Below are 23,943 nucleotides of genomic sequence, written 5' to 3'. Positions count from 1 at the left end.
TGGTCATGGAGTCCACAACCCTTTGTCCCTGAGTCGATTCACAAGATCCAGTGCCACTGCTGTGCGGTTGAAGGGGGGCATGATGTAGATTCCTGCAAAATGATCCCAGGCGTATTCGATCAGCTCCCAGGCAATGTCTGCGCCGACCTGTGCGCCATTGTCTCCGGCGTCGTGCATTCTGGCCCGGATATCGTCCGGGATGGTGATGCCCGGGAATTCGTTATGCAGGAACTCGGCATTGCGCGCACTGGCCAGAGGCATGATCCCCAGATGGATGGGCGTGTCGATGTGTCGGGTCAGGGCCACGACCTCGTCCACTTTTCCGCGGGTGTAGACGGGTTGGGTCAGGAAATAGCGCGCCCCACATTCGATTTTTCGTTCCATGCGCTTGACCTGTAGCGCCGGATTCTTGGTGTTGGGGTTGAATGCCGCTCCAATGGCAAAGCCTGCCCGCATACGCATGGGGTCGCCGTGGCGGTTTTCCCCCTGATTGAAACGCTCCAGCAGTTCGATCAGTTCAAAGGAGCGCAGATCGAACACGCCCTTGATCACATCGTCCGAACCAGCGGGAGGCGGATCGCCTGTCACGGCCAGCACATTTTGCAAGCCCTGTGCGGCGAGGCCCATGACGGTCGATTGCGTGCCTACGAGGTTGCGGTCGCGTCCGGTCAGATGCACCACCACTTCGGCACCGGTGCGGCGGCGGATCATGCCCGCCAGAGTGATGTTGGACAGGCGCGGGACGGCCAAGGGGTTTTCGGCCACGGTGATGGCGTCCACCCCTGCGTTGGCAAGAGCTTCTGCTCCCTGAAGGGCGGGGGTGATGTCCAGGTGCTTGGGCGGATCAATTTCCACCAGCACCATCTTTTTTGTGCCCAGCTTGCGCGAGAATTCGCTTGGTGGCAGGTCCGCCAAAGGCATGGCTTGAGATGGAGTCGCGGTCGTTGTCTGGAGGGTTCGCAGGGGTGCGGAGGCATCCCGCTCGTCCAGCAGTTTGCGCAGGGCGGCGATGTGTGCGGGGCCAGTGCCACAGCATCCGCCCACCAGCCGTGCGCCCAAACTGACGCAGCGCATGACCGCCGTGGCGAAATATTCCGGGGAGCTGTTGTAGAGCAGGCGATCACCGCTTTGCTCGGGGAAACCTGCGTTGGGCATGACGGACAACGGTTTCTCCGGTGTCCCAGAGCGCCTCAGTACCTTGAGCGCACCCTGGGGACCCATTCCGCAGTTGATGCCCACCACATCGGCCCCGGCCTGAATCATCGCCGCAAAGCTGTCCTGTGGGCTTTGGCCCGAGAGTGAGCCGCCCTGGCCTGTGAAGACCATCTGCGTGACCACGGGCAGGTTTGTGGCCTCCTTGGCGGCAGCCAGGGCCAGCAGTAGCATTTCAAGCCTGGGGAAGGTTTCGATGATCAGGACGTCGGCACCGCCCTCGGCCAGGGCTTTGGCCTGCTCGGTGTAGACCTCGGTCACGCGATGGTCGGGCAATGGCTCATCCATCCGGCCCAGCGGCCCCATGGACCCGGCCACCCAGACATGGCCCGTGGCTGTATCGGCGGCTTTGCGGGCCAGTTCAGCCCCACGAATGTTCAGTTCGCTCACCTTATGCGCCAGGCCATACGCTTCCAGTTTGATGGCGTTGGCCCCGAATGTATTGGTTTCAAGGACTTCAGCCCCGGCATCCAGGTATTCGGTGTGTACGGCATTGACTAACGCGGGATTGTCCAGATTGAGCAGGTCGAAACAGGTCGTGGGGTCCGCGCCCTTGTCAAAGAGTCGCGAGCCCATGGCTCCATCGGCCAGGATAACGCGTTTGGAGAGTTCGGTAATCAGGTTCTGTCGCATGCCAGGGTTGTATCCTTTTCATGCCCGGGAGCAAAGGGCGGGCGGTTGGCGATAAAAAAGGCCGCCCCGAAAGGGACGGCCTTTGATTATTCATAGTGTCCGGGTCAGGGTTTGCAGACGTGCCCTTCAGTCTCGCACAGGTACTGCTCCAGGCAGTCCTCGTAGAACTCGAATGTTCGTTTGAGGCCCTCGTCCACGCCAATGGCTGGGGACCAACCCAGAGCATTCTTGATCTTGGTGCCGTCACCGTAGAAGTCGCCAATGTCGATCTTCTTCTTTTCTTCGGGCCAGGGCACCAGTTTGTAGGAGCCTCGCCCGGAAATGGTGACCATCTTTTCCACCAGATCCTTCAGGGAGATGGGCTCGTCGCCAGCGAGGTTATAGACCTCGCCCACGGCTTCGTCCTTCTCGCCTGCCAGCAGCAGTGCATCCACAACGTCGTCCACGTAGTTCAGATCGCGGCGCTGGGAGCCGTCGCCGTAGAGCTGGATTTCCTTGCTCTGCATCACCAGCCGGATGAACCAGCCAATGAACCCCTGACGGTTGTGCTTCAGGAGCTGGCGAGGGCCATAGGTGTTGGTCAGGCGCAGGACCGAAGTCGGGATGCCGTACACCTTCTGGTAGAGCAGGTGATACCACTCGCCTGCGATGCAGTTGATACCGTTGACATCCACGGGGTCCAGCGGGTGCTTCTCGTCCACGGGCATATACTGGGGCTTGCCGTAGATCTGACGCGTACTGGACAACACGATGCGGGCATCGCGGTTGTTGTGACGGCAGGCCTCCAACACTCCCAGCTGCGCCTTGGCATTGATCTCCAGGTCCGTATACGGGTCATGCATGGAGTCGATGTGGCTGACCTGCCCGGCGAGGTTGAAGATCATCTCCTTGTCGCGCACCAGATAGCGCATGGCCACCTGGTCGCGCACATCCGAGATGTTCAGCCGGATGTCATCAGCCACGGGGGCGATGTTGTGCATGTTGCCGCCGTATTCGTCGATCATGGAATCGACCACGGTGACGTCGGCCCCTTCGGCCACCAATCTGATTGCCAGATTGGAACCGATGAAACCACACCCGCCGGTGATGAGGATCTTTTTACCCTGGTAGAAGCTCATGCTTTCCTCCGGGTTAATCCTTACCGGGCAGAATCAGATTCAGCAAGACTCCAGTGACGCCAGCCAGGCCGATACCGCCGAGGCTGAAGTCCGCAGTTCCGAAGCTCATGCCGCCGATGCCGAAGACCAGGATGATGGCCACGACAGACAGGTTGCGGGGCTCCATCAGGTCCTTACCGGCCCTGACAAGAGCGTTCATGCCCACCACGGTGATGGCGCCGAACAGCAGGATCATGATGCCGCCCATGACGGGGGTAGGGACGCTGGACAACACTGCACCCAACTTGCCCACAAAGGCCAGCAGGATAGCGGTGATGGCGGCCCAGGTCATGATGCCAGGGTTGAAGACCTTGGTCAGGGCGACAGCGCCGGTGACTTCGGAATAGGTGGTGTTCGGAGGTCCGCCCAGGCACGAAGCCAGGGTAGTGGCTAATCCGTCGCCCAGCATGGTGCGGTGGATACCGGGGGATTTCAGATAGTCCTTGCCGGTCACGGAACCGATGGCCAGCACATCACCGAAATGCTCAATGGCAGGGGCGATGGCAACGGGCACGATGAAGGCCACGGCCTTCCAGTTCCATTCGGGTGTCACGAAATTGGGGATGGACAGCCACTGTGCGGCGGCGACCTTGCTGAAATCGACGAGGTTTGCACCGGCATAGCTGGTCATCAGGGCGGCGCCGGAGGCTTCCTGAGCTGCGCGTGCGGCGTTGAACTCGGCCAGGGCCGAGGCCGTGTAGCCGGTCATGTCGAAGATCAGGCAGAGCGCGTAGCCTGCGACGATACCGCACAGAATGGGGATCAGGCGCAGAAACCGGCCACCAAGCAGTGAGACGGCAACGGTTACACCCAGCGAGACCATGGAGACCCACAGTGCCACCTTGGGGGCGACCAGGATCAGCGAGCCGTCACCGGCTTTGCCTACGGCCATGAAGATGGCCACCTTGGCCAGAATCAGGCCGATAACCATGATCACCGGGCCGGTAACGATGGGAGGCAGGATCTTGTGCAGCACGGCGGAACCCTTGATCTTGATCAGGGCGGAAAGCACCATGTAGAACACGCCCGCAGCGGCCAGACCACTCATGGTGGCGGGGATGCCCCACTGCTGCACACCATAGATAATGGGGGCAATGAATGCGAACGACGAGGCCAGGAATACAGGCACCTGGCGTTTGGTCACCGCCTGGAAGAGCAGGGTTCCCGCTCCGGCAGTAAACAGGGCTACGTTGGGGTCCAGTCCCGTCAAAAGCGGAACCAGCACCAGCGCACCAAAGGCCACGAACAGCATCTGCGCACCGAGCAGGCTGTCTTTCAGGCGGAAGGAATAGTCCGTTGCTGCCATCATCTCCTCCTAGTATCTATAGTCCGGACGTCAAAAAAAAGCGGGGCAAATGCCCCGCCAGGTAGCTATTTGGTGCCGAAGATCTTGTCGCCTGCGTCGCCAAGGCCGGGCAGGATGTATCCGACTTCGTTCAAGCGTTCATCCACGCTTGCGACATAGACATCCACATCGGGATGCTCTTTTTCCAGTCGCTCAAGGCCTTCGGGGGCAGCGACCAGGAACAGGCCACGGATCTGCTTGCATCCGGCGTCCTTCAGGAGTTGGATGGTCGCCATCAGTGTGCCGCCAGTGGCGAGCATGGGGTCAAGAATCAAAGCCATGCGGCTGTCGATGTTCTTGGCAAGCTTCACGTAGTATTCCACGGGTTGCAGGGTCTCTTCATTGCGATAGAAACCGACCACGCTGGTCTTGGCTCCGGGGATCATGTCCAGCACGCCGTCGATCATGCCCAGTCCCGCACGCAGGATGGGAACGACGGTCAGGGTCTTGCCGTGGATATTGTCCACTTCGACGTCTCCGGCCCAGCCCTGAATGATGCGCTTGTCCGTGTCGAGGTCTTTGGTGGCCTCATAGGTCAGCAGGCGGGCGATCTCGTTGGAGAGTTGGCGGAAGTCCTTTGTGGACAGGCCATCCTGACGCAACAGGCCGAGCTTGTGCCTCACCAGGGGATGGTCTACAACATGTACGGGCATGTTAACTCCTTATATAATTCAAGGGATTGTTATGATCTCAAATCCCCTTGCGAATACCCGTAACCTTGGCTTCGGGTCAAGCCCCTCCCGGTGCTGGGAAGGGCTGTTTTTCAAGCTGAATACTCGACGTCATTGAAGAAATTAATGTGACATTTTTTTTCCGACACCTGCCGCGAGGGGCGACGCCTGGCGATGGGGAGGACATCCGGCTGGAGGATCGATGGTGAAAATACTGTTTGGGATAGCCCTGATGGGCCTCTGTGCGCTGGTTCCCTTGCCTGTGGCTCTGGCCGCTGGCGAGGCCGTTACCTCCAGCGATGCCAAGGCCTCAGCCCTGGTCATGGAGCGCTGCATTCTGTGCCACGACACCCGGCGAATCTGTGAGTCTCTTGGGCGCAAGGGCAAGGATGGCTGGGACAAGACCGTGACCCGGATGATCGGCAAGGGCGCACCCGTGGGGCCTGAGCAGAAGCAATTGATCGTGGATTGGCTGTGGATATTGCCCGAGGGCAGTGCTCCGGTGTGCCCCGAGGGGCAGTAGGCGCAATGGAGGACTTGGACATGTCGCCGGTAGTTGTCTACATGACCGCTGTGGATGCGGATGAAGCCGGGCGTATCGGGCGCGAACTCGTGACCCGTCGGCTGGCAGCCTGCGTGAATATTTTGGGGCCCATTCGCAGTCTCTACTGGTGGGATGGCAAGGTTCAGGATGAAGGCGAGATTGCCTTCATTGCCAAGACCTGGGAAGACCGCCTGGATGAATTGACCCGCACAGTTCGGGAGTTGCATTCCTACGACGAACCCTGCGTGGTGGCTGTGCCCGTGACGGGTGGCAGTCCCTCTTTTATCGATTGGATACGGGGTGAGACACACCCCGATGAGAGTGTTTGAAATTTCAAAGGAGATTCGATGAAGATTTATGTTTCAGGCTCGCTGGCCTTTGACCGGATCATGAGCTTTCCTGGTAAGTTTGCGGACCATATCCTGGCCGACAAGATCCATATTCTCAATGTCTGCTTCGTGGGCAATGGCCTGACCGAGCGTTTTGGTGGCACTGCGGGCAACATCGCCTACAGCTTGGCCCTGCTTGGTGAAAAGCCGGTGATCCTGTCCTCTGCGGGTTGGGATTTTGACCATTACCACAAGCGCCTGACTGATTTGGATCTGCCCATGGAAGGCGTGCATATGGTGGACGGTGAATTGACCGCCAACTGTCACATCACCACCGATATGTCCGACAATCAGATTACCTGCTTCAACCCCGGTGCCATGAACGAGCGCTGTCGTTACGAATTCAACGGCGTGAATGTGGACGAGGATATCGCCATCGTTTCTCCCGGCAATCTGGTGGATATGGTGGAGTTGCCCAGGAAGTACAAGCAGATGGGCCTCAGGTACATCTTTGACCCCGGGCAGAACATCACAGCCCTTGCGGGTGAGGATATGGCCGAGTGCATCGACGGTTCCTGGGCCTTGATTTCCAATGACTATGAGTTGGAGATGATCGTCAAGGCCACTGGTTTGTCCCGCGATGAGATTCAGGCCAAGACCAAAAACCTGATAACGACCCTCGGCGAAAAGGGCTCCGTGGTGTATGCTGAGGACGGAACCGTGACCGAGGTGCCCACAGCCAAGCTGGAAGCCGTGGTCGACCCCACCGGTGCGGGTGATTCGTATCGCGCCGGGCTGCTCAAGGGACTGTCCATGGGCCTGCCCCTGGCCAAGGCCGCTTATGTGGGTTCGGCCTGCGCCAAGTGGAGCGTGGAAAAGCTCGGCACTCAGGAGCATCATTTCAGTGAGGATGAATTTTGGACGGCTTATGAGGACAACTTCGGGCCTCGTCCGTAGCAAACCGCTGAAAAGCGCACGCTTGTGGCGTTGCGGAAAACGATCGGACCCTCACGTACGAGAAAGGTACGCTTCGGCCCCGATCGTTTCCCGCGCCTTGCCTTCGCACACTTTTGAGCTGTTTGCGAGTCGGAGCAAGAGGTAGGCGATCCCTCGCATACGTTCGAGTATGCGTCGGGCCCGCCTCGACCTCGCGCCTGGCATCCTCACAGTTTTGAATAGCTTAGGGATGTATGCAGTTGAAAAATGCGCGGGGTGAGGGCTGAGCAGTCCCTGCATTGCTTGCGAGTGTGAAGTGCTCAACGGTCAACCGAACAGCATGCAGGACAATGGGTTCAAGAATGTTCCGAACCGCCTGCGCTGTCCAATGCCAGCGAACTGCCTTTGATTGGCGGTCCATGCTGTCCGTCCGGTCCGCGAGAGCCCTGGAGGTTGCCCATGATCGAGATGAAGCGTGAGCATATCGAGCGCTATCTGCAAGAAGCGCTGGGTGGCGATGTGACCTTTACGGGGGCCGGAGATATTGGTTCCCTGGATGAACAGGGCATCAAGGACTTTGGTTACGGCAAGCCGCTGCTGGTGCGCTGGGAGAAGGACGGCGTGTCCGGCGAGGGCGTGATCTCCGCCATGCGTGGGGATAAATACGGCCACCAGGACTATTGGGACCGCGCCCGGATTCTGCTTTTCCAGTACGAGACCTCGGCCCGTCTGTCCAAGCACGTGCGCCCGCTGGGGGCTGGCTATGTGAATGCCGAGGGCCGTATGATTCCTCTGCACGAGGTCCGCGAATTCTTCATCGTCAACGAGAAGCTCGAAGGCAGCGACTATTTCCTGGAGTTGGAGCGCATCCGCAAGGGTGAGTTGCTCGGGCAGGACCTGGAATTGACCCGAGGCTTCGCCCGCTGGCTGGCTGAAATTCATGGCGTGAAGCACGATGAAGTGGATCGTTACGACCGCCGTATCCGCAATTTGATCGGTGACTGCGAGTGCATCTACGGCATCATTGATGGCTATCCCCATCCCTATTCAATGTTTCCCCCCGAGCGCTTTCTAGCTCTGGAAAAGCGGCTGGTGGACTGGCGTTGGAAACTCAAGGGCTACACCCATCGTCTGGCCGAGGTGCATGGAGATTTCCATCCCTGGAATGTGCTGGTGCGCCGGGACGAAGGAGCTGCCTTCGACTTCAGCGTGCTGGATCGAAGTCGGGGGGTATGGGGCGAACCGGCGGACGACGTTGCCACCATGAGCATGAATTATGTCCTCTATGGACTGCTGGATGGCAACACGCAGCTGGAAGGCCCGTTCCTCGATCTGTACATGGCGTTTTGGGAGTCCTATCTGGAAGCCACCGGAGACCGGGAAATGCTGGAGGTCATCGCTCCATTCTATGTGTTCCGGGGGCTTGTGGTCGCCTCACCCGAATGGTACCCCCGCCTTGCACCGCAGGTGCGTACCGCTTTGCTTTCGCTGGTGGAAAAGGTGCTTGAGGACGAGCGTTTTGATTATGCCGATATCAACCGTTACCTGAGGTGAGCCATGGCTGAATCAGCAAGACAGGGCTGGGCCATCTGGGTGGTCGGGCTGCCCGGATCGGGCAAGTCCAATCTTGCCCGGGCTGTGGCGGAAGAGTTTGGTGCCCAAGGCAAGGCCGTGACCTGGCTACAGATGGATGCGCGGCGCAAGGCGTATTTTCCCAAGCCCACCTACAGTAAGGAAGAGCGCGAAGAGGCCTATCGTCTGTTCGCGGAAGAGGCCGCCGAACTGACACGTTCCGGGATCAATGTGGTCATGGACGGGGCGGCCTACAAGGCGGCCTTCAGGGAGTATGCCCGGCGCCTGATTCCGCGTTTTGCCGAGGTGCATGTGCAGTGTACTCTGGAGAACGCCATGGCGCGAGAGGGCAAGCGTGCAGCGGGGCTGGTCATGGCCGGGCTGTACGCCAAGGCGCTGGAACGCAAGCGCAGCGGCAAACAATTTCCCGGACTTGGTGAGGTCATCGGGGTGGATGTACCCTTTGAGGAAAACCCCGCCGCCGAGTTCGCCATTTGCAACGACAATATCCCAAAACAGGAGACGCGCAGGCGCACGCTTGAATTTCTGCATCGCTGGTTGAGCGAAGAAGCTGCGCCTGACGGACAATAGATGACCCAAGACAACAAGACCTTTCATATAATGACTTTTGGCTGCCAGATGAACGTTCATGATTCTGGATGGTTGGCTCGGGCGCTCATGGCCTACGGCTGGCGCGAGGCTCCCGAAGACCAGGCAACGGCTCTGATTATCAACACCTGCAGCGTGCGTGATAAACCCGAGCAGAAGGTCTACAGCCTCGTGGGACGATTGGGGCAATACTGCCGCAAGGACAACGCCAAGTTCGTGGCTGTGGGCGGTTGTGTCGCCCAGCAGGTGGGTGAGGGCTTTTTCGAGCGTTCGGATCATGTGCGGCTGGTGTTCGGCACGGATCAGACCGGGCAGGTTCCGGAAGGTCTGGACAAGCTGTATCATGATGAAGTCGAGCGTCTGGCGATGTTGGACTTTGAGGATGGCTTCAAGCTCAGAAAATTCCATCTGCCCGACGACGGCCCCGTATCACATCTGCCCGGTCAGGCGTTCGTGAATATCATGCAGGGCTGCGACAATTTCTGCGCCTATTGCATTGTGCCCTATGTGCGCGGGCGACAGAAATCCCGTTCCACGGAGGATATCCTGGCCGAGGTGCGTGCCTTGGCCGAGCACGGCGTGCGGGAACTGACTCTGCTGGGGCAGAATGTGAACAGCTTCAGTCTGGACAGACACGGAGACGGCACGAGCTTTGCCCAGCTTCTGTACAAGGTGGCGGCCATACCGGGCATCCGGCGGCTCAGATTCACCTCGTCGCACCCCAAGGACCTGGCCCCCGAGGTTATCAATGCCTTTGGCGAACTTCCCAATCTTTGCACGGGCCTTCATTTGCCCATGCAGTCTGGTTCGGATAGAGTATTAAATGCGATGGGTCGTGGCTATGACATGGCTCGTTACATGGGGCTGGTCGAGGGCCTGCGGCGTGCGCGACCTGAGATTGCCCTGACTACGGATCTGATTGTCGGCTTCCCCGGCGAAACCGAGGAAGATTTCCTGGAGACCCTGGAAGCTGTGCGCGAAGTAGGCTTTGAGTCGAGCTTTTCGTTTATCTATTCGGACCGTCCCGGAACCCGCTCGGTGCGCATGGAGCCCAAGGTCGAGCGTGAAGTGGCCCAGGAACGCCTGATTCGCCTCCAAGCCTTGCAGGATGAGTTGACCTCCTCGGCGCTCAAGGCCCAGGTCGGGACCGAAACCGAGGTGCTCCTGGAATCCCCGAGCAAGAAGCAGGATGGTGGAGACATCGTGTTCTGGCGTGGGCGCGACTCCTGCGGGCGAGTGGTGAACATTCCGTTGCCAGCAGACGACAGCGATCTGGCAGGCAAGTTGCTCACTGTACATATCGATGCTGCGAAGAAACATTCCCTTATGGGGAAGGCGGTAGGAGAGCCATGGTAGAAATGAAGGTGTACGGATTGGCCCTGGACGAGACCTCACAGGTACCGGTGCTGGTCCTGAAGGATCTGGCCGAGGAACAGACCCTACCCATCTGGATTGGTGCCATGGAAGCCATGGCCATTTCCCTTGTGCTCAACGAGGTCTCTCTGCCTCGACCCATGACTCATGATCTGCTGTTGAATCTCGCCGAAGGCGTTGGGGGGAAGGTTTCCCGAGTGGAAATCGTGCGCCTGGAAGGAGGCACCTACTACGCCGAGATCGAAGTGGACCTGGGTGAAGAGATTCGACGTATCGATTCGCGTCCTTCGGATGCCGTTGCCTTGGCCCTGCGCGCCGGGTGCTCGATTTTTGTGGCCGACGAAGTCCTGGCTGAAGCGGCGCGCGAGTCTGCGGACTCCAGGCCGGAGTTCAAGACGGAAGAGGCCAGCAAGTGGAACGATCTGTTGGAACAGTTCTCCGAGGACGACAATAAATATAAAATGTGACCCGAAACTCGTGTCTTCACCGGCCCTGACGGACCGGCAGTGACCGATAAATTTCAAGGAACGGCTTGTCCGCTCCAATGGAAATCCTATGATTGATCTGCATACCCATACCATTTTCAGCGACGGGGAACTCATCCCCGCCGAGCTTGCCCGTCGTGCCAAGGTTGCCGGATACGAGGCCCTGGCCATGACCGACCATGTTGATCACAGCAATATCGAACATATCATTACAAGCATCCGCAAGGTGACCTGTCGCTATTCTCCCTACATGGGACTGGATTTGTTCTGTGGAGTGGAGATCACCCACGTGCCTCCGGGATTGATTCCGGAACTGGTGACCCAGGCCCGTGACCTGGGGGCGCAGATTGTGGTGGTGCATGGCGAGACCCCGGTGGAACCCGTGGCCCGAGGGACCAATCTTGCTGCCATTGAAGGCGGAGCGGACATCCTGGCTCATCCCGGTTTCATTACCGAGGAGGAGACACGATTGGCCGTGGAGAAGGGCGTGGCCCTGGAAATCACCACCCGCAAGGGACACAGCATGGCCAATGGACATGTGGTGACCATGGCCAAGCAGTTCGGGGCAAAGTTGATCATCAACAACGATGCTCATGCCCCTGGAGATCTGGTGTCTTCCGAGATGCGCAAGCGCGCCGGTATGGGTGCGGGGTTGACTGCGGATGAATATTACGTGGTGGAAGCCAATTCCCGCGAGTTGCTCCAAAAGCTGATCGGCACCTGCTAGTGGGTGAAAATCCTCCGAGGGATCGTCACCATGAGTGAATCCTGGCGCGAGTCGTGCCAACAGGCCGCGAACGTGTTGCGCCGTGCCCGGCGGGCTGTGGCCTTTACCGGGGCAGGTATTTCGGTGCCCAGCGGTATTCCCGATTTCCGAAGCAAGGGTGGGTTGTGGTCGAAGTACGACCCTGTTGAGGTGGCCAGCCTGCAAGCCATGACCTCCAACCCTGCAGGAGTTTGGCGGTTTCTGGTGGATACGGCAATCATGTTTCATCCGGCCCGTCCCAATTCCGCACATATCGCTCTGGCCGAATTGGAACGCAAGGGGTACATCGCCGGGGTTCTGACTCAGAATATCGACGGACTGCATCAGCAGGCTGGTTCCGAAACCGTGGTGGAATACCACGGCGGTTGGGATAATTGGTATTGCCGTCGCTGCTACAAGGGTTGGGATCACAGCCGTGCTCATGAACTGACCCCGGGTGAATTGCCCGTCCGCTGTGAGTGCGGGGGGCTGATTCGACCCCCTGTGGTCTTTTTTGGGGAGGGCATCCCCCAGGATGCTCTTCGGGAGAGTGACCGCTTGCTCAGTGGGACGGATGTGCTGTTGATCGTTGGGACCTCCGGCGAGGTGACCCCGGCCAACACCCTGCCGCGGCGAGTCAAGAACGCAGGTGGCACAGTCATCGAGATCAATCTCGGGCGAACCTGGTATGAAGGGGTTTCCGACATCCGCGTGGATGCCTCAGCCGAAAGGGCACTTCCTGTGCTTTATGATCTTGTCGTTTCCTGATATGTCCCCCCTGAAAGGTTAAATTGTTTCACCGCGCGGATTCGTTACGGAATTTGTTGCGGCCCCGAATAACAGCCCGGGCCATGGCTTGGGCGAATTCAGAAAAGGATCCGGGATATGGACGCTATGCCACAGATCGGTATCTTCGCCATGCTGACCCACGCCACGCTGACGGTTAAATTCGTGCTTGGCCTGCTCATTTTCATGTCGTTGACGAGTTGGAGCGTGATCTTGTTCAAGTATTTCGCGCTGAGTTCGGCTCGCAAGCGGGCCGCAGAGGACTTGAAACAGTTCCAGAGTGCCTCCTCTTTGGAGGAAGGTATGCGTGGCCTGTCGCAGCGACAGAGCTCACCCCTCTACCAGAGCGGTATTCCCGCAGTAAATGAACTCCGGCGTTTGGATGCGTCGGGCGTTGTTTGCGAGAACGGGATGAGTGTGGTGGTCATGGAGAACCTGGACCGAGCCTTGAAGCTCGGAGTGGGTGCACAACTCAAGGAGTTGTCAAAATCCATGGCGTTCCTGGCAACCTGCGGTAATTCGGCCCCGTTTATCGGGCTGTTCGGCACGGTCTGGGGCATCATGCATGCCTTCCATTCCATCGGACAAATGAAAACGGCGGCTCTGGCAGCCGTGGCTCCGGGTATTTCAGAGGCCCTTATTGCGACTGCTGTCGGGCTGGCCGTGGCCATCCCGGCGACCATTGCCTACAACTTTTTTCTGGGTGCACTGTCCGCCATCGAAACGGAACTCAACGGGTTTGCCGGATCGTTCCTCAATGCGGCTCAGCGTGAGATGTCCAGCAACGCCAACGGCAAAAAGGACTGACCCAGGAGGTCGCCATGGCGCATATCCCCACCAAGAACGGCTTTATAGCCGACATCAACGTCACTCCCTTTGTTGACGTCATGCTGGTGCTGCTGATCATCTTCATGGTCACGGCTCCACTCATGACTCAGGGACTTGAGGTGGAACTGCCCGAGACCAAGACTGTGCGAACCCTGCCCAAGGACAAGGATCACATGGTGCTGACCATCAAGAAGGACGGCTCCTTGTTTCTGGATGAATATGCCGTCAAGCCTGGTGAACTGGAAGGGCATCTGAAGCGCCTGGTCAAGGCAGATCGCAAGTTCCTGTATCTCAGAGCAGACAAGGATGTGACCTACGGCACCGTTGTGGCTGTGATGGGAGAGGTCAAATCCGCGGGCATCGACAAGATGGGCGTGGTGGCAGAGCCCATCGACGAACGGCCCAAGGCCAAAAAGAAATAATCGGACGTACCGAGCGCACGCCCTGACGGGATGCGCTACCTAATATGATGCGCACCCTGTCCTGGCTTCTCTCCTTTCTCCTCCACGCGTGCGTGGTGCTGTCTGGCATGTATCTGGCGACGCCAACGATGCATGTCAGTCTGGACGTGCCCGTGTATACGGTGGAGCTGGTGACGCTTCAGCCCAAGAAGGGAAAACCTGCCCGGGTCAAGAAGGAAGCGCCCCCGGTAGTCAAGGCCAAGCCCGTCCCCGCTCCCAAGCCTGAACCAGGCCCTCCCATTTCCAAGCCCGAGGCCAAGGTCATCGCCGACAAGGTGGACAAGCCCAAGAAGCCCGAGGCCAAGGAAGTGAAGAAGCCGGCTCCGCCCAAGCCTAAGAAGCCTGAAAAAACAAAGCAGCAACTCCTGGCCGAGGCTTTGGCCCAGGCCCAGAAAGATGTAAAGTGGAAGGAGCGCAAGGAGAAGAAGGACCAGGAGCGTGCCCATAAGCAGGCACTGGAGGACATGCGCAAGCTGGTGGACGCCGAAGACGCTGAACTGGAAGGCATGGGAGGAGAGGACGAAGAAGGCGCCATGTTGGGCCTCAAGGATATTTACGCGCTCCAGGTCAAGGAAATCATCCAGGCCAATTGGCGCTACCCGAGCATTCCCGTGGATCAGTCCCTGTCCGCCGGCGTATTCATCCGGGTGGGGCCGGGTGGGCATATCACCGAGTATTCCCTGCTGGCACGTTCCGGGCGGCCGGATTTCGACGAGTCCGTGCTGAAGGCCGTTGAGGAAACCGAGCTGTTGCCTCCGCCTCCTGGGGACATTCGCGAGATCAGGATCAACTTCAACTTGCAGGATATGCGGTAGCCCTATGCTCAGACGTGCCATTGCTCTATTCTTGACCATTCTGGCCTTTGCTCTGATCCCATTGCAGGCTCAGGCCTCCGAGACATTGACCATTGATATCTTTGGACCGGGACAGAGCCGGGTCAACATGGCCCTGACCCAGGCCCTGCCGTTGGCCGAAGGTGGACAGATTCCTCCCGAAGCAGAGATTTTTGAGAAATATGTGACAGAGAATCTCGACATGCTGCCCTTTTTGCGCATGACGCCCGCAGCGGATGTGCTCGGTGGCGTGAATGTCCAGAAAGTTACGTCCGATGGCATCGATTTCCGTCGCTTCTCCGTCTCCAAGGTTGACCTTGTGATGACCATGGGCTGGCAGCCCGGTGAAGGGCGCCCCGGCAGGCTCGAAGTGCGTGTCTACGAGACGTTCTCGGCCCGGTTGGTGGTGGGGAAAGCCTATCGTGTCACGAGGGACAGTTTGGCCCGTGCGGCCGATATGTTCTGCTCGCATTTCATGGAAGCTCTCACCGGGCACGGCGAATTTTTCCGCTCGGTCTTGGCCTTTACCAAACAGGGCCAGGGCAATGCTCGCGAGGTCTGGACCATGACCCCGCAAGGCAGGGAACTTCGACAGATCACATTCTTCGGCGGGTCGAGCATCAGCCCGGCCTGGTCCCCGGATGGGAGATACCTGGCGTTTGCCCATCATGGCTCAAGCAGCCACACTCTGGGCGTATGGGACAAGTCGACCAATCGGATTTTTCGCACCAAGCTCCCCGGAACCACTATCGGCGGTACTGCTTTCGACCCCGAGGGCAATGTGGCTGTTGCCTTGTCACGAGGGAACATGGAAATCTTTCGCCTGACACGTGATCTGACACGGATCAAGGAAACACTGGTCAAATCCTGGGCCATTGATGTTTCGCCATCGTTTGATGCCGTGGGCAAGCGTATGGCCTTTGTGTCTGACCGACGTGGCAATCCTCAAGTCTTTGTGAAGGACCTGGCCACGGGCAAGGAGAACCGCCTGACCTTTGAGGGCAAGTACAACACCAGCCCGTCCATTTCACCTGATGGTAAATTGGTCGTGTTTTCGCGTCGCACCAAGTCCGGGCACCGTATTTTTGTGATGGATGTGGATACCGGACGCGAACGGCAGATTACCTTTGGCCCGGGCAATGATGAAGAACCCGCTTTTTCTCCTGATGGCTATTTCGTAGCCTTTTCTTCCAACAGAACGGGCAAATATCAGTTGTACCTGACAACCCGTCACGGTGATGAGCCCCGGAAGTTGAAGACCGGAAAAGGAGCTGTGACACATCCGACTTTTGGTCCAAGGCTCTTCTAGATCGTTTTGGGATGGGTTCACCGAATTGTCACTGGTCAAAAAAGCAACGGTATCCTATTGATTTTCATGCACCGGCAAGCTAGTATTGCGTATTAGTGTAAAACGTCGATGCGTTTTTCGGATACTTCCCGACAGCGTTATCTGTAGGGATATTTTTCTAAGTTGATTCTGAGGAGGACGTGATGAGAAGCAAGGTCTTGCTGGGAATGGTCGTAATCATGGCCATGATGTTGATGCTGGCCACTGGTTGTGCCAAAAAGACGACGAGTTCGTCCGAGGGTCAGGGCTTGTCTTTCACGACTCCCGCACCTGGGAGCGTTTCTGGGGCCTCTGATGCCGAGATGCAGGCCATGAAAATGGCTGAGCAGGAACTGACGGCTAACAAAATTTTCTTTGATTTCGACAAGTATGACCTCAAGCCCGCTTCCAAGGATGTGCTTAAGGCCAAGGCTGCCGTGCTGAAGAAGTACGGTTCCTGGAAGATGCTGGTTGAGGGTCATTGCGATGATCGTGGTACAGAGGAGTACAACCTGGCACTGGGTGAGCGCCGCGCACGCGCCGCTTATGAGTTCCTGATCGTTCTGGGCGTGCCTTCCTCCCGCCTGAAGATTGTCTCCTTCGGCGAGGAACGTCCCGCCGTGTCCGGTTCCAACGAGACTGCATGGGCCAAGAACCGCCGCGCCGAGTTCAAGGTCTTCAAGTAGACTCTGCCTACAAGTGATTGCAAAGCGCCGCACGGTCATCCTGTGCGGCGCTTTTTTTGGATGGAGACTCTTATTATGGTACCTGCAATTCCTTTCTTTGGCAGGGCATAGGTTCGAATTAATCCATTGGAGATTCTGCAATGTCTGACAAGACTGCCTTGATTGTGATTGATGTGCAGCGTGTGATGTACGAGACCCCGGGTGAGGTCCCCTTTGATGGTGAGACTGTTTTGGAGGTTATTCGAGGACTCATCGCCCGAGCCCGCAAGGTAGGGACGCCTGTCATTTACGTGCAGCATGATTTTGGGGATGACAGTGCCATGCCCAGAGGCAGTGACCTGTGGCAGATTCATCCAGCCATTGCGCCTCAGCAAGGGGACCTGGTGGTGGAAAAAACCAAGCCGGATGCCTTTGCCGGAACCAGGCTCAAGGACGTCTTGTCAGAACTGGGAGCGACGCGCCTGGTGCTTTGTGGGTTGCAGTCCGATTGCTGCGTGGATACCACTTGCCGTCGTGCTTCCAGTGAGGATTACGAGGTCGTACTGGCCGCAGATGGGCATACGACCTTTGACTGTGATCTGCTCGGCGGGGAGCAGTTGGTGGCCTATCATAACTGGTCTATGGGCAAACGTTTTGCCACGGTACAACCCGCTGCGGAGATCGATTTGTAAGTCGGGTTGCAAGGGCAACTGTACAGCGTGAGTTCCGGGTTGTGCGCGATTCGATATATGTTTGTCTTTTTTGGTGGGAGTGCTATGGTTTCATGACTTGGTCGGATGTGTTTTTACGCAACCACCAGGCATCATAAGCCAGCGGCCTCCACCGTGGAAGTGCTGGGGGGCACCTTTGATAGCGTCCGGTTCGCAACTGCGGGCCGGGCGCTTTGTGGTGTCGATTCTATGGCTACATGCCGTTGGCGTGGACGGCGACCCAATTCACGAACGCCCAGCGTGCGCCGTAGAGCGCAGCGGCGGCGTAAAGACCGGCAACAACGTCGTCAATCATCACTCCCCAGCCTGCGGGCAGCCATTTTTCTGAGCGGCGGATGGGGAAGGGCTTGGCGATGTCGAACAGCCTGAAAAAGATGAACCCCGCCAGAATCTGCCAGGTGGGCAGGATGGAGAAGGGCAGTAAGGTCAGCCATTGGCCCAGCACTTCATCGATGATGACGCAGCCGGGGTCCTTTTTGCCGAGCACGACTTCGGCACGCGTGGCCGCCAGGGAACCGAGCACGAACAGCGCGATGAGGATTATTGAGCGCGTGACGGGTGAGAAGGGCATGAACAGAAAGGGCGCAGTGATGAGTGCTGCGGCAGAGCCCCATGTCCCTGGGCCTGCCGGAAGGTGTCCAATGGGGCCGAGGGTGGCGAAGGCAGTGGCGATGCGGTCGGATGTAGAGACGTTGCTCATGAAGGACTTCCAGAATATCGGGATGAATGATTTGCCCGGTTGTTCGGTTTACCCTCTGGGGCGGATGGCACGGAGCTCGAACAGAATGTCGACCAGCTTGTGCAGGGGCAAGCCAACCACATTGTTGTATGACCCGGAGATCGATTCCACCAGGAAACCACCTTGGCCCTGAATGGCGTAGGCACCAGCCTTGTCCATGGGCTCGCCGGTTGCCACATAGGCGAATAGCACTTCCAGAGGCTGAGGGCCCATGGTTACATCCGTGGAGACTGAAAAGAGTTTGGGTTCTCCTCCAGGGTGAAAAACAGCGCAGCCTGAGACCACGCGATGGGTATTGCCCACCAGCTTGGAAAGCATCAGCATGGCCTCGTCCGGGCCGCTGGGCTTGCCCATGATCTCGTTGTCCAGGACCACGATGGTGTCCGAGCCGATGACGATGGCCTCGGGATTCAGTTTGGCTACAGCCTCGGCCTTGGCCAGAGAGGCGCGGCGGGCATAGCCGTCCGGGTCTTCACCGAGCATGGGATCAGGCTCTTCGCCCGGGCTGACCTGAATGTTGAAATCAATGCCCAGAGACTGAAGCATGTCCTTGCGCCTCGGAGAGCCGGAGGCAAGGATGATGGATTGAACGGCCTCGAGGGGGCCGGGGAGTGTGTCGGTATGCATGGGCATCTTGTAGACGAAATCGGGCCGGGCGAAAAGCAGAAGCTGATGGCCGGGCCGGTCTTCGTGAATAGTGAAGGTCACAGACCTTCTCTTTTCCCGGGACGGGTCTACCCGGGCAGAACGGTCAGGTATTCATCTCTGGTGAGCCAGAGTTCTTCCATCCTGTACAGGTGCCAGTGATCGTGCATTAGTGCGTGGCGGGCCAGGATATGCAGGCCGTACTGCTCATATTCCGGATGCGTTGCCTCGCGCGTCCAGGCTGATGCTGGCTGGGCCTCAAGGAGTGTCAGTTGTTCCTCGCGGTGGAATCTGAAGATGGTTAACGCCTGCTCGGGGGGCATGATCTGAGCTGGTTTTGCTGATGATTCAGCATCGCCGGGAATGAAAGGCACAAACTCCGGGTTCTCCTCGTTGATGATCCGCCTGAAACGCTCGGTGAGCATCGGTTGCACGGCGGCCAGATGATCAAGATGCTCGGCGATGCTCCAGACTCCTTCGCCACGCACTCGTGTCATGATCTTTCGGGGAATCTCGAGAATGAATGTGTCGAGAATGGTCTGTGAAGATTGTAGACCGGAAAGGATGGCGGGAATGTCAGGCATGGCGTCTCCTGTTTGAAGGCGAAGGTGCATCGAGGCCAGCATTATTTGGTATGGCGGTTTGAATTATTGGCGTTTCGGTTTCCGCTGTTCCTGGCGGAGATTCTGTTGCTCCGGCTTGTGACATTCAAGGTAGATGCAACGGAAGAGCAGGAATCCCAGCAGAATGGCGGAGAGAGTCAGCAGCACGTGCCCCAGGTCGAGCTCGGCTCCAATGGTGTCCAAAGTGAAGCGATAGGCAAAGACTTCGGAGAACTCCACTTGCCGGAATAGAAGATAGCCGGTCACGAGACCCAGACCGAAGACACCGATCAGGAAAGCAAATCGTTTCATCATCTCTCCCATAAAAAAAGGCCGGGTGGAACAAACGCTCCGCCCGGCCCTGAAGTCACTGTCGTCAATCTCAGTCGTCTGTTGGCTCGGCGGTAAGAGCATGCTGCAAAGCCTCGTCCAGGGTCGGGTGAGCCCAGATGAGATTTTCGGCATCCTCACGTGTCCAACTGTCGCGTACCATGAGGGTGGCTTGGGTTACAAGGTGAGAAACTCCGTGTCCCACAGCGGTTACGCCTGCCACCCTGCCATCCAGCCAGATCACTTTCACAAAGCCCTGGGCCATGGCGTGGCTCTGGGCAATGGGGTTGGCAGCCAACTGGAAGCGACTGATTGCGGGGGACAGGCCTTCTGCCTTGAGTTCGTCGACCATGCGCCCAACACGGATGGACTCCGGTGCACCATAGATGCACCATGGCATGGGGCCGGGGGCGTATGGCCCTTCGATTTTGCCTGCGGCCAGACGCGCTGCATAAATGCCCTGATGCGAAGCGGCATGGGCCAACATGGCCTGACCATTGGCATCGCCGATACAGGAGATGCCCGGAGCAGCTTCCAGGTACTCATCCACCTGAATAAAACCGCCCCTGCCAAGGATGACGCCCTTGTTTTCCAGGCCTAGCCCTTGTGTATTGGGGCCACGCCCGGTAGCGACCAGAGCAATATCCGCACCTAGGGTATCACCGGATTCCAGCGTCAGTTCGGCCTGCCCATCCTTGGAGACAAGCTTGGCCACGCGTTTGCCGGTTAAGAGTTTCCATTTGTCCCGCTTGGCGAGTCCGGCCAGGGTCTTGGAGACCTCTGGATCTTCCCATGGAGCAATGCGGTCCAGGGCTTCCACCACGGTAATGGTGGCTCCTAGGCGCGAGAAGAAACGTCCGAGTTCCAAGCCGATGACTCCTCCACCTACAATGATCAGAGAGGAAGGGGCCTCGGTCAGGTCCAGGATGCCGTCGGAGTCCAGGACACGGTCGCCGTCGGGTTCCATGCCCGGGAAGGCCGTGGGCCGGGAGCCCGTGGCAATGACCAGTCGGTCGAAACCGACGGTTACCGGACCATTTTCTGTGTCCACGGTGAGGGCGTCGGACGAGGTCACGACTCCCATTCCCCTGAACAGGGCGACGCCCGAGTCGGCCAGACGCTTTTCCAGGGCCTTGCGGTTGCCCGAAAGCAACTGTCCCTTGCGTTTTTGCAGGGCTGGCAGGTCCACTTCGATCGTGCCGGAGGCTACCTTCAGTTTGGCCTGTGCATGCAACTCGTGCACGCATTCGGTGGCTCCAAGAAAGAGCTTGGTGGGAATGCAGCCCCGATTCAGGCAGGTCCCACCCAGTTCGGCGCGTTCCACCACGGCCACGTCCAGGCCCAGGCGAGCGGCTTCCAGAGCGCAGTCCACGCCGCCGGGCCCAGCGCCGAGTACGACCAGCGAGAAGCGCACGCTGTGGTTATTCGCAGCCGCAGTCATCGGTCAGTACCATGTCTCTTGCGGCCTTGGTTTCATCCAACCGCGTTACGGGCAGAGTTACCGGAGCGGCCTTGATGGAATCCGGGTCGGTTTCGGCGCGTTTGACAATCTCGATCAGGTCATCAAGGAAGCCATCCAAAGTGTCTTTGCATTCGGTCTCCGTGGGCTCCATCATCATGCATTCCTTGACGATCAGCGGGAAGTAGATGGTGGGGGCGTGGTGCCCCTTGTCCAGGAGCGCCTTGGCGATATCCAGAGCGCGGACGCCATTGAGCTTTTCGCCCACGGCAGAGGCCACGAATTCGTGCATGCAGATTCGGTTGTAGGGAATCTCCAGCACGTCTTCCAAACGCTTGCGCATGTAGTTGGCGGAGAGCACGGCGTTTTCGCTGGCACGGGTCAGGCCCTCGCCGCCCAGGCGCAGCACGTAGGCGTAGGCTTTGAGCATGACGCCGAAGTTGCCGTAGAACGGGGCCATGTAGCCGATGGACTGCGGGTGGTCGTAGTCCAGGACGTAGCGACCATCTTCGAGCTTCTTGACCCGCGAGATGGGCAGAAACGGCACCAACTTTTCGCAGACGCCCACAGGACCGGAGCCGGGGCCACCGCCGCCATGGGGAGTGCCCAGAGTCTTGTGCAGGTTCCAGTGCACGACATCGAAACCGGCGTCGCCCACGCGCATCTTGCCCATGATGGCGTTCATGTTCGCGCCATCGTAATAGAGCAGGGCGTCCACATCGTGGATCATCTTGACGATTTCGGGCAGGTGGCTTTCGAACAGCCCCAGGGTGTTGGGGCAGGTCAGCATTACACCGGCCACTTCGTCATCCAGAGCGGCACGTAGGGCCTCGGGGTCCACAATGCCGTCCTTGGACTCGATGGTTACCACGTCAAAGCCGGCCAGGGCGGCCGATGCCGGGTTGGTCCCGTGGGCCGAGTCCGGGCAGATGATCTTGGTTTTCTTGTTGCCCTTGGACTTGTGGTAGGCGGCAATGATCATTGCCCCGGTCAGCTCGCCATGCGCTCCGGCCATGGGGTGTAGGGTGTAGCCCGCCATGCCGGTGATTTCGCAGAGCAGGCTTTCCATGTCGTACATGACTTCCAACGCACCCTGAGTGAAGTGTCCTGCGCCCTTCAGTTGAGCCGCCAGCGGATGCAGGCGGGTGAAACCGGGCAGGGCGGCCACGTTCTCGGTGAATTTGGGGTTGTACTTCATGGTGCAGGAGCCAAGGGGATAGAAATTGCCATCCACACCGAAGTTGCGTTTCGACAGGCGCGTGAAGTGGCGTACCACGTCCAGTTCGCCCAACTCGGGCAAACGAACGCGGGAGCCGCGCATCATCTCTGCAGGCAGATAGTCCGCAGCCTTGGAGGTGGTCAGGTTGTTGCACATGCCCTTGCGGCAGGGAGTGGATTTTTCAAATAAGGTTCTCATTTCAGCAGACCTCCCAACATCTCGGCCATGATTCCGATATCCTCGCGGGTGTGCTTTTCGGTGCAGGCCACAAGCAGGCAATTCTCCAGTCCATCGTAGTAGCGGCCCAGGGGGAAGCCGGGCACGTAGCCGCGTTCGGTGAGCGCGTCTACGACATCATAGGCCGAGACCGGAAGCTTGAGGGCGAATTCGTTGCAGAACGGTCCTTCGGAGTACATTTCAACACCGGGGATGGCCGTCAGCCGTTTGGCGGCAAAGTGGGCCAGTTCCATGCAGCGGGCAGCCGTCTGCTCCAGACCGCCGGGGCCGAGCAGGCTCATGTGGACCAGCGTACGCAAGGCGCACAGGGCCTGGTTGGAGCAGATGTTGGAGGTGGCCTTCTGGCGGCGGATGTGCTGCTCGCGGGCTTGCAGGGTCAGCACGTATCCGGTGCGGTCCTGGCTGTCCACGGTGCGGCCTACGATACGGCCGGGCAACTGGCGTACCATTTTTTTGGTGCAGGCCATGATACCCAGGTAGGGGCCACCAAAGGACAGGGGCTGGCCCAGGCTCTGAGCCTCTGCCACGGCCACGTCTGCACCCATCTCGCCGGGGGTTTTTAAGACCGACTGCATCAGCGGGTAAACGCTGACAACACTGGTAGCCTTGACTGAGCGGGCATGGTCACAGAGTTTGGTAAAGTCGTTGACCTGTCCGAAGAAGTTGGGGTTCTGAACCACCACCGCTGCGGTGTCGGTATCCACTGCGTCCATGAGTCCCTTGATATCTGTCTGGCCCTGCTTGTGCGGGACGGTGACCAACTCAAGGTTCAGATTGGACGTGTAGGAGCTGAGCATGATGCGGTAGATGGGAGACAGCGCTTCGCTGATGACCAGCTTGCGACGCTTCTTGGAAGCACGCACGCCCATCATCATGGCTTCGAAAATCGCCGAACCACCATCGTAGACACTGGCATTGGTGCAGTCCATATCCAGCAAACGGCAGATGGCCGTCTGGAATTCGAAGATGGCCTGCAACGTACCCTGAGATGCCTCGGGCTGGTACGGGGTATAAGCGGTGTAGAATTCCCCGCGGCTGATCAGTGCATCAACGGCGGCAGGGATGTGATGGTCATAGAAACCCGCGCCCAGAAAGCTCACGACATCGACCTTGTTTCTGGCAGCCAAGCGCTCCATGCGCGCCATGACTTCCATTTCGGAAAGGCCTTTGGGGAGGTCGAAACTCTTTGGGCGGAGTTCGGGAGGAATGTCGGCAAACAGCTCGTCCATGGACGTTACGCCCACGGTCTTGAGCATCTGCTTGGTTTCCTCCTCGGTATGGGGGACATACGGCATGGCAACCGGCTCCTTTCTAGCTTCTGAAAAGCATGCATCTGCTGTGTTGCTGCGGAACGATCAAACTCTTGTGTATGTTGGATACACGGCGATCTTGATCCTTCCTTGCGCCTGGCATCTCCCTACTTTTGAGAAGCTAATCGTTGATTGTCGCAATGGGCGTTCTGGTCTCAT

Annotated in this window: 26 protein-coding genes; 15 read left to right on the top strand and 11 right to left on the bottom strand. The window is 58.4% G+C overall.

The genetic code is table 11. The annotated features are described in order from the left end of the window. Positions 1-3 precede the first annotated feature (3 nt). The 4 genes from EL361_RS08135 to upp all read right to left on the bottom strand — a co-directional run bounded on the left by EL361_RS08135 (position 4) and on the right by upp (position 5,000). Positions 4-1,845 (bottom strand): bifunctional homocysteine S-methyltransferase/methylenetetrahydrofolate reductase, encoded by a 1,842-nt coding sequence (locus EL361_RS08135; protein WP_126378376.1) that lies wholly within the window; start codon positions 1,843-1,845, stop codon positions 4-6. Positions 1,846-1,949: 104 nt separating this feature from the next. Further along, positions 1,950-2,963, bottom strand: coding sequence for a GDP-mannose 4,6-dehydratase (locus EL361_RS08130; RefSeq protein ID WP_126378374.1), 1,014 nt, complete (start codon positions 2,961-2,963; stop codon positions 1,950-1,952). Between the two features lie 13 nt (positions 2,964-2,976). After that, on the bottom strand, positions 2,977-4,311 hold the full coding sequence (locus EL361_RS08125; protein WP_126378372.1) for a uracil-xanthine permease family protein: 1,335 nt from the start codon (positions 4,309-4,311) through the stop codon (positions 2,977-2,979). A gap of 62 nt (positions 4,312-4,373) precedes the next feature. Continuing rightward, the gene (upp, locus tag EL361_RS08120) at positions 4,374-5,000 is read right to left on the bottom strand and encodes a uracil phosphoribosyltransferase (RefSeq protein ID WP_126378370.1); all 627 of its coding nucleotides are present in this window, start codon (positions 4,998-5,000) and stop codon (positions 4,374-4,376) included. A 220-nt stretch (positions 5,001-5,220) separates the two neighbouring features. Here upp and EL361_RS08115 point away from each other — a divergent pair, with 220 nt between their 5' ends. The 15 genes from EL361_RS08115 to EL361_RS08045 all read left to right on the top strand — a co-directional run bounded on the left by EL361_RS08115 (position 5,221) and on the right by EL361_RS08045 (position 17,204). Further along, positions 5,221-5,541 carry a hypothetical protein gene (locus EL361_RS08115; protein ID WP_126378368.1) on the top strand — a complete coding sequence of 107 codons (321 nt, stop codon included), beginning with the start codon at positions 5,221-5,223 and terminating at the stop codon, positions 5,539-5,541. 20 nt (positions 5,542-5,561) lie between these two features. Beyond that, entirely contained in the window at positions 5,562-5,891 is a 330-nt protein-coding gene (gene cutA / locus EL361_RS08110; protein ID WP_126378366.1) for a divalent-cation tolerance protein CutA, read from the top strand. An 18-nt stretch (positions 5,892-5,909) separates the two neighbouring features. Beyond that, the gene (locus EL361_RS08105) at positions 5,910-6,848 is read left to right on the top strand and encodes a carbohydrate kinase family protein (protein ID WP_126378364.1); all 939 of its coding nucleotides are present in this window, start codon (positions 5,910-5,912) and stop codon (positions 6,846-6,848) included. Positions 6,849-7,286: 438 nt separating this feature from the next. Further along, a complete protein-coding gene (locus tag EL361_RS08100) occupies positions 7,287-8,381 on the top strand; it encodes a phosphotransferase family protein (protein WP_126378362.1) in 1,095 nt (364 codons plus the stop codon). Positions 8,382-8,384: 3 nt separating this feature from the next. After that, positions 8,385-8,990 (top strand): adenylyl-sulfate kinase, encoded by a 606-nt coding sequence (locus EL361_RS08095; protein WP_126378360.1) that lies wholly within the window; start codon positions 8,385-8,387, stop codon positions 8,988-8,990. Then, positions 8,991-10,364 carry a tRNA (N6-isopentenyl adenosine(37)-C2)-methylthiotransferase MiaB gene (miaB, locus tag EL361_RS08090; RefSeq protein ID WP_126378358.1) on the top strand — a complete coding sequence of 458 codons (1,374 nt, stop codon included), beginning with the start codon at positions 8,991-8,993 and terminating at the stop codon, positions 10,362-10,364. It begins immediately after the preceding gene. Beyond that, on the top strand, positions 10,358-10,849 hold the full coding sequence (locus EL361_RS08085) for a bifunctional nuclease family protein (RefSeq protein ID WP_126378356.1): 492 nt from the start codon (positions 10,358-10,360) through the stop codon (positions 10,847-10,849). Before miaB ends, EL361_RS08085 begins: the two co-directional genes overlap by 7 nt. 88 nt (positions 10,850-10,937) lie before the next feature. Next, positions 10,938-11,594 carry a histidinol phosphate phosphatase domain-containing protein gene (locus EL361_RS08080; RefSeq protein ID WP_126378354.1) on the top strand — a complete coding sequence of 219 codons (657 nt, stop codon included), beginning with the start codon at positions 10,938-10,940 and terminating at the stop codon, positions 11,592-11,594. Between the two features lie 30 nt (positions 11,595-11,624). Then, positions 11,625-12,380, top strand: coding sequence for an SIR2 family NAD-dependent protein deacylase (locus EL361_RS08075; RefSeq protein ID WP_126378352.1), 756 nt, complete (start codon positions 11,625-11,627; stop codon positions 12,378-12,380). Between the two features lie 117 nt (positions 12,381-12,497). Continuing rightward, complete coding sequence (locus tag EL361_RS08070) at positions 12,498-13,205, top strand: MotA/TolQ/ExbB proton channel family protein (protein WP_126378350.1); 708 nt, start codon at positions 12,498-12,500, stop codon at positions 13,203-13,205. 14 nt (positions 13,206-13,219) lie between these two features. Continuing rightward, positions 13,220-13,648 (top strand): ExbD/TolR family protein, encoded by a 429-nt coding sequence (locus EL361_RS08065; RefSeq protein WP_126378348.1) that lies wholly within the window; start codon positions 13,220-13,222, stop codon positions 13,646-13,648. 44 nt (positions 13,649-13,692) lie between these two features. Then, entirely contained in the window at positions 13,693-14,502 is an 810-nt protein-coding gene (gene tolA, locus EL361_RS08060) for a cell envelope integrity protein TolA (RefSeq protein WP_126378346.1), read from the top strand. 4 nt (positions 14,503-14,506) lie between these two features. Beyond that, complete coding sequence (locus EL361_RS08055) at positions 14,507-15,829, top strand: PD40 domain-containing protein (protein WP_126378345.1); 1,323 nt, start codon at positions 14,507-14,509, stop codon at positions 15,827-15,829. A 182-nt stretch (positions 15,830-16,011) separates the two neighbouring features. Beyond that, the gene (pal, locus tag EL361_RS08050; RefSeq protein ID WP_126378343.1) at positions 16,012-16,533 is read left to right on the top strand and encodes a peptidoglycan-associated lipoprotein Pal; all 522 of its coding nucleotides are present in this window, start codon (positions 16,012-16,014) and stop codon (positions 16,531-16,533) included. A 140-nt stretch (positions 16,534-16,673) separates the two neighbouring features. Then, positions 16,674-17,204 (top strand): cysteine hydrolase family protein, encoded by a 531-nt coding sequence (locus EL361_RS08045; RefSeq protein WP_126378341.1) that lies wholly within the window; start codon positions 16,674-16,676, stop codon positions 17,202-17,204. Positions 17,205-17,436: 232 nt separating this feature from the next. Here the strand turns inward: EL361_RS08045 and EL361_RS08040 are convergent, their stop codons facing one another. From EL361_RS08040 to gcvPA, 7 genes are all read right to left on the bottom strand, one after another. Beyond that, entirely contained in the window at positions 17,437-17,943 is a 507-nt protein-coding gene (locus EL361_RS08040) for a phosphatidylglycerophosphatase A family protein (protein ID WP_126378339.1), read from the bottom strand. A gap of 48 nt (positions 17,944-17,991) precedes the next feature. Beyond that, positions 17,992-18,609, bottom strand: coding sequence for a Maf family protein (locus EL361_RS08035; protein ID WP_126381363.1), 618 nt, complete (start codon positions 18,607-18,609; stop codon positions 17,992-17,994). A gap of 107 nt (positions 18,610-18,716) precedes the next feature. Next, a complete protein-coding gene (locus EL361_RS08030) occupies positions 18,717-19,211 on the bottom strand; it encodes a DinB family protein (RefSeq protein ID WP_126378337.1) in 495 nt (164 codons plus the stop codon). A gap of 63 nt (positions 19,212-19,274) precedes the next feature. Next, a complete protein-coding gene (locus EL361_RS08025) occupies positions 19,275-19,541 on the bottom strand; it encodes a hypothetical protein (RefSeq protein WP_152034915.1) in 267 nt (88 codons plus the stop codon). 70 nt (positions 19,542-19,611) lie between these two features. Further along, a complete protein-coding gene (locus EL361_RS08020; protein ID WP_232034906.1) occupies positions 19,612-21,000 on the bottom strand; it encodes a dihydrolipoyl dehydrogenase family protein in 1,389 nt (462 codons plus the stop codon). Beyond that, positions 20,981-22,435 carry an aminomethyl-transferring glycine dehydrogenase subunit GcvPB gene (gene gcvPB, locus EL361_RS08015; RefSeq protein ID WP_126378333.1) on the bottom strand — a complete coding sequence of 485 codons (1,455 nt, stop codon included), beginning with the start codon at positions 22,433-22,435 and terminating at the stop codon, positions 20,981-20,983. The genes EL361_RS08020 and gcvPB overlap by 20 nt, the downstream gene beginning before the upstream one ends. Further along, positions 22,432-23,769: an aminomethyl-transferring glycine dehydrogenase subunit GcvPA gene (gene gcvPA / locus EL361_RS08010; protein WP_126378331.1), complete on the bottom strand. Its 1,338-nt coding sequence runs from the start codon at positions 23,767-23,769 to the stop codon at positions 22,432-22,434. The genes gcvPB and gcvPA overlap by 4 nt, the downstream gene beginning before the upstream one ends. Between the last annotated feature and the right edge of the window lie 174 nt (positions 23,770-23,943).

This window comes from Desulfovibrio ferrophilus (assembly GCF_003966735.1).
GTDB classification, from domain to species: domain Bacteria; phylum Desulfobacterota; class Desulfovibrionia; order Desulfovibrionales; family Desulfovibrionaceae; genus Desulfovibrio_Q; species Desulfovibrio_Q ferrophilus.
Note: the sequence above shows the minus strand (reverse complement) of the source record. Positions and strands in the feature narration are given on the sequence as shown.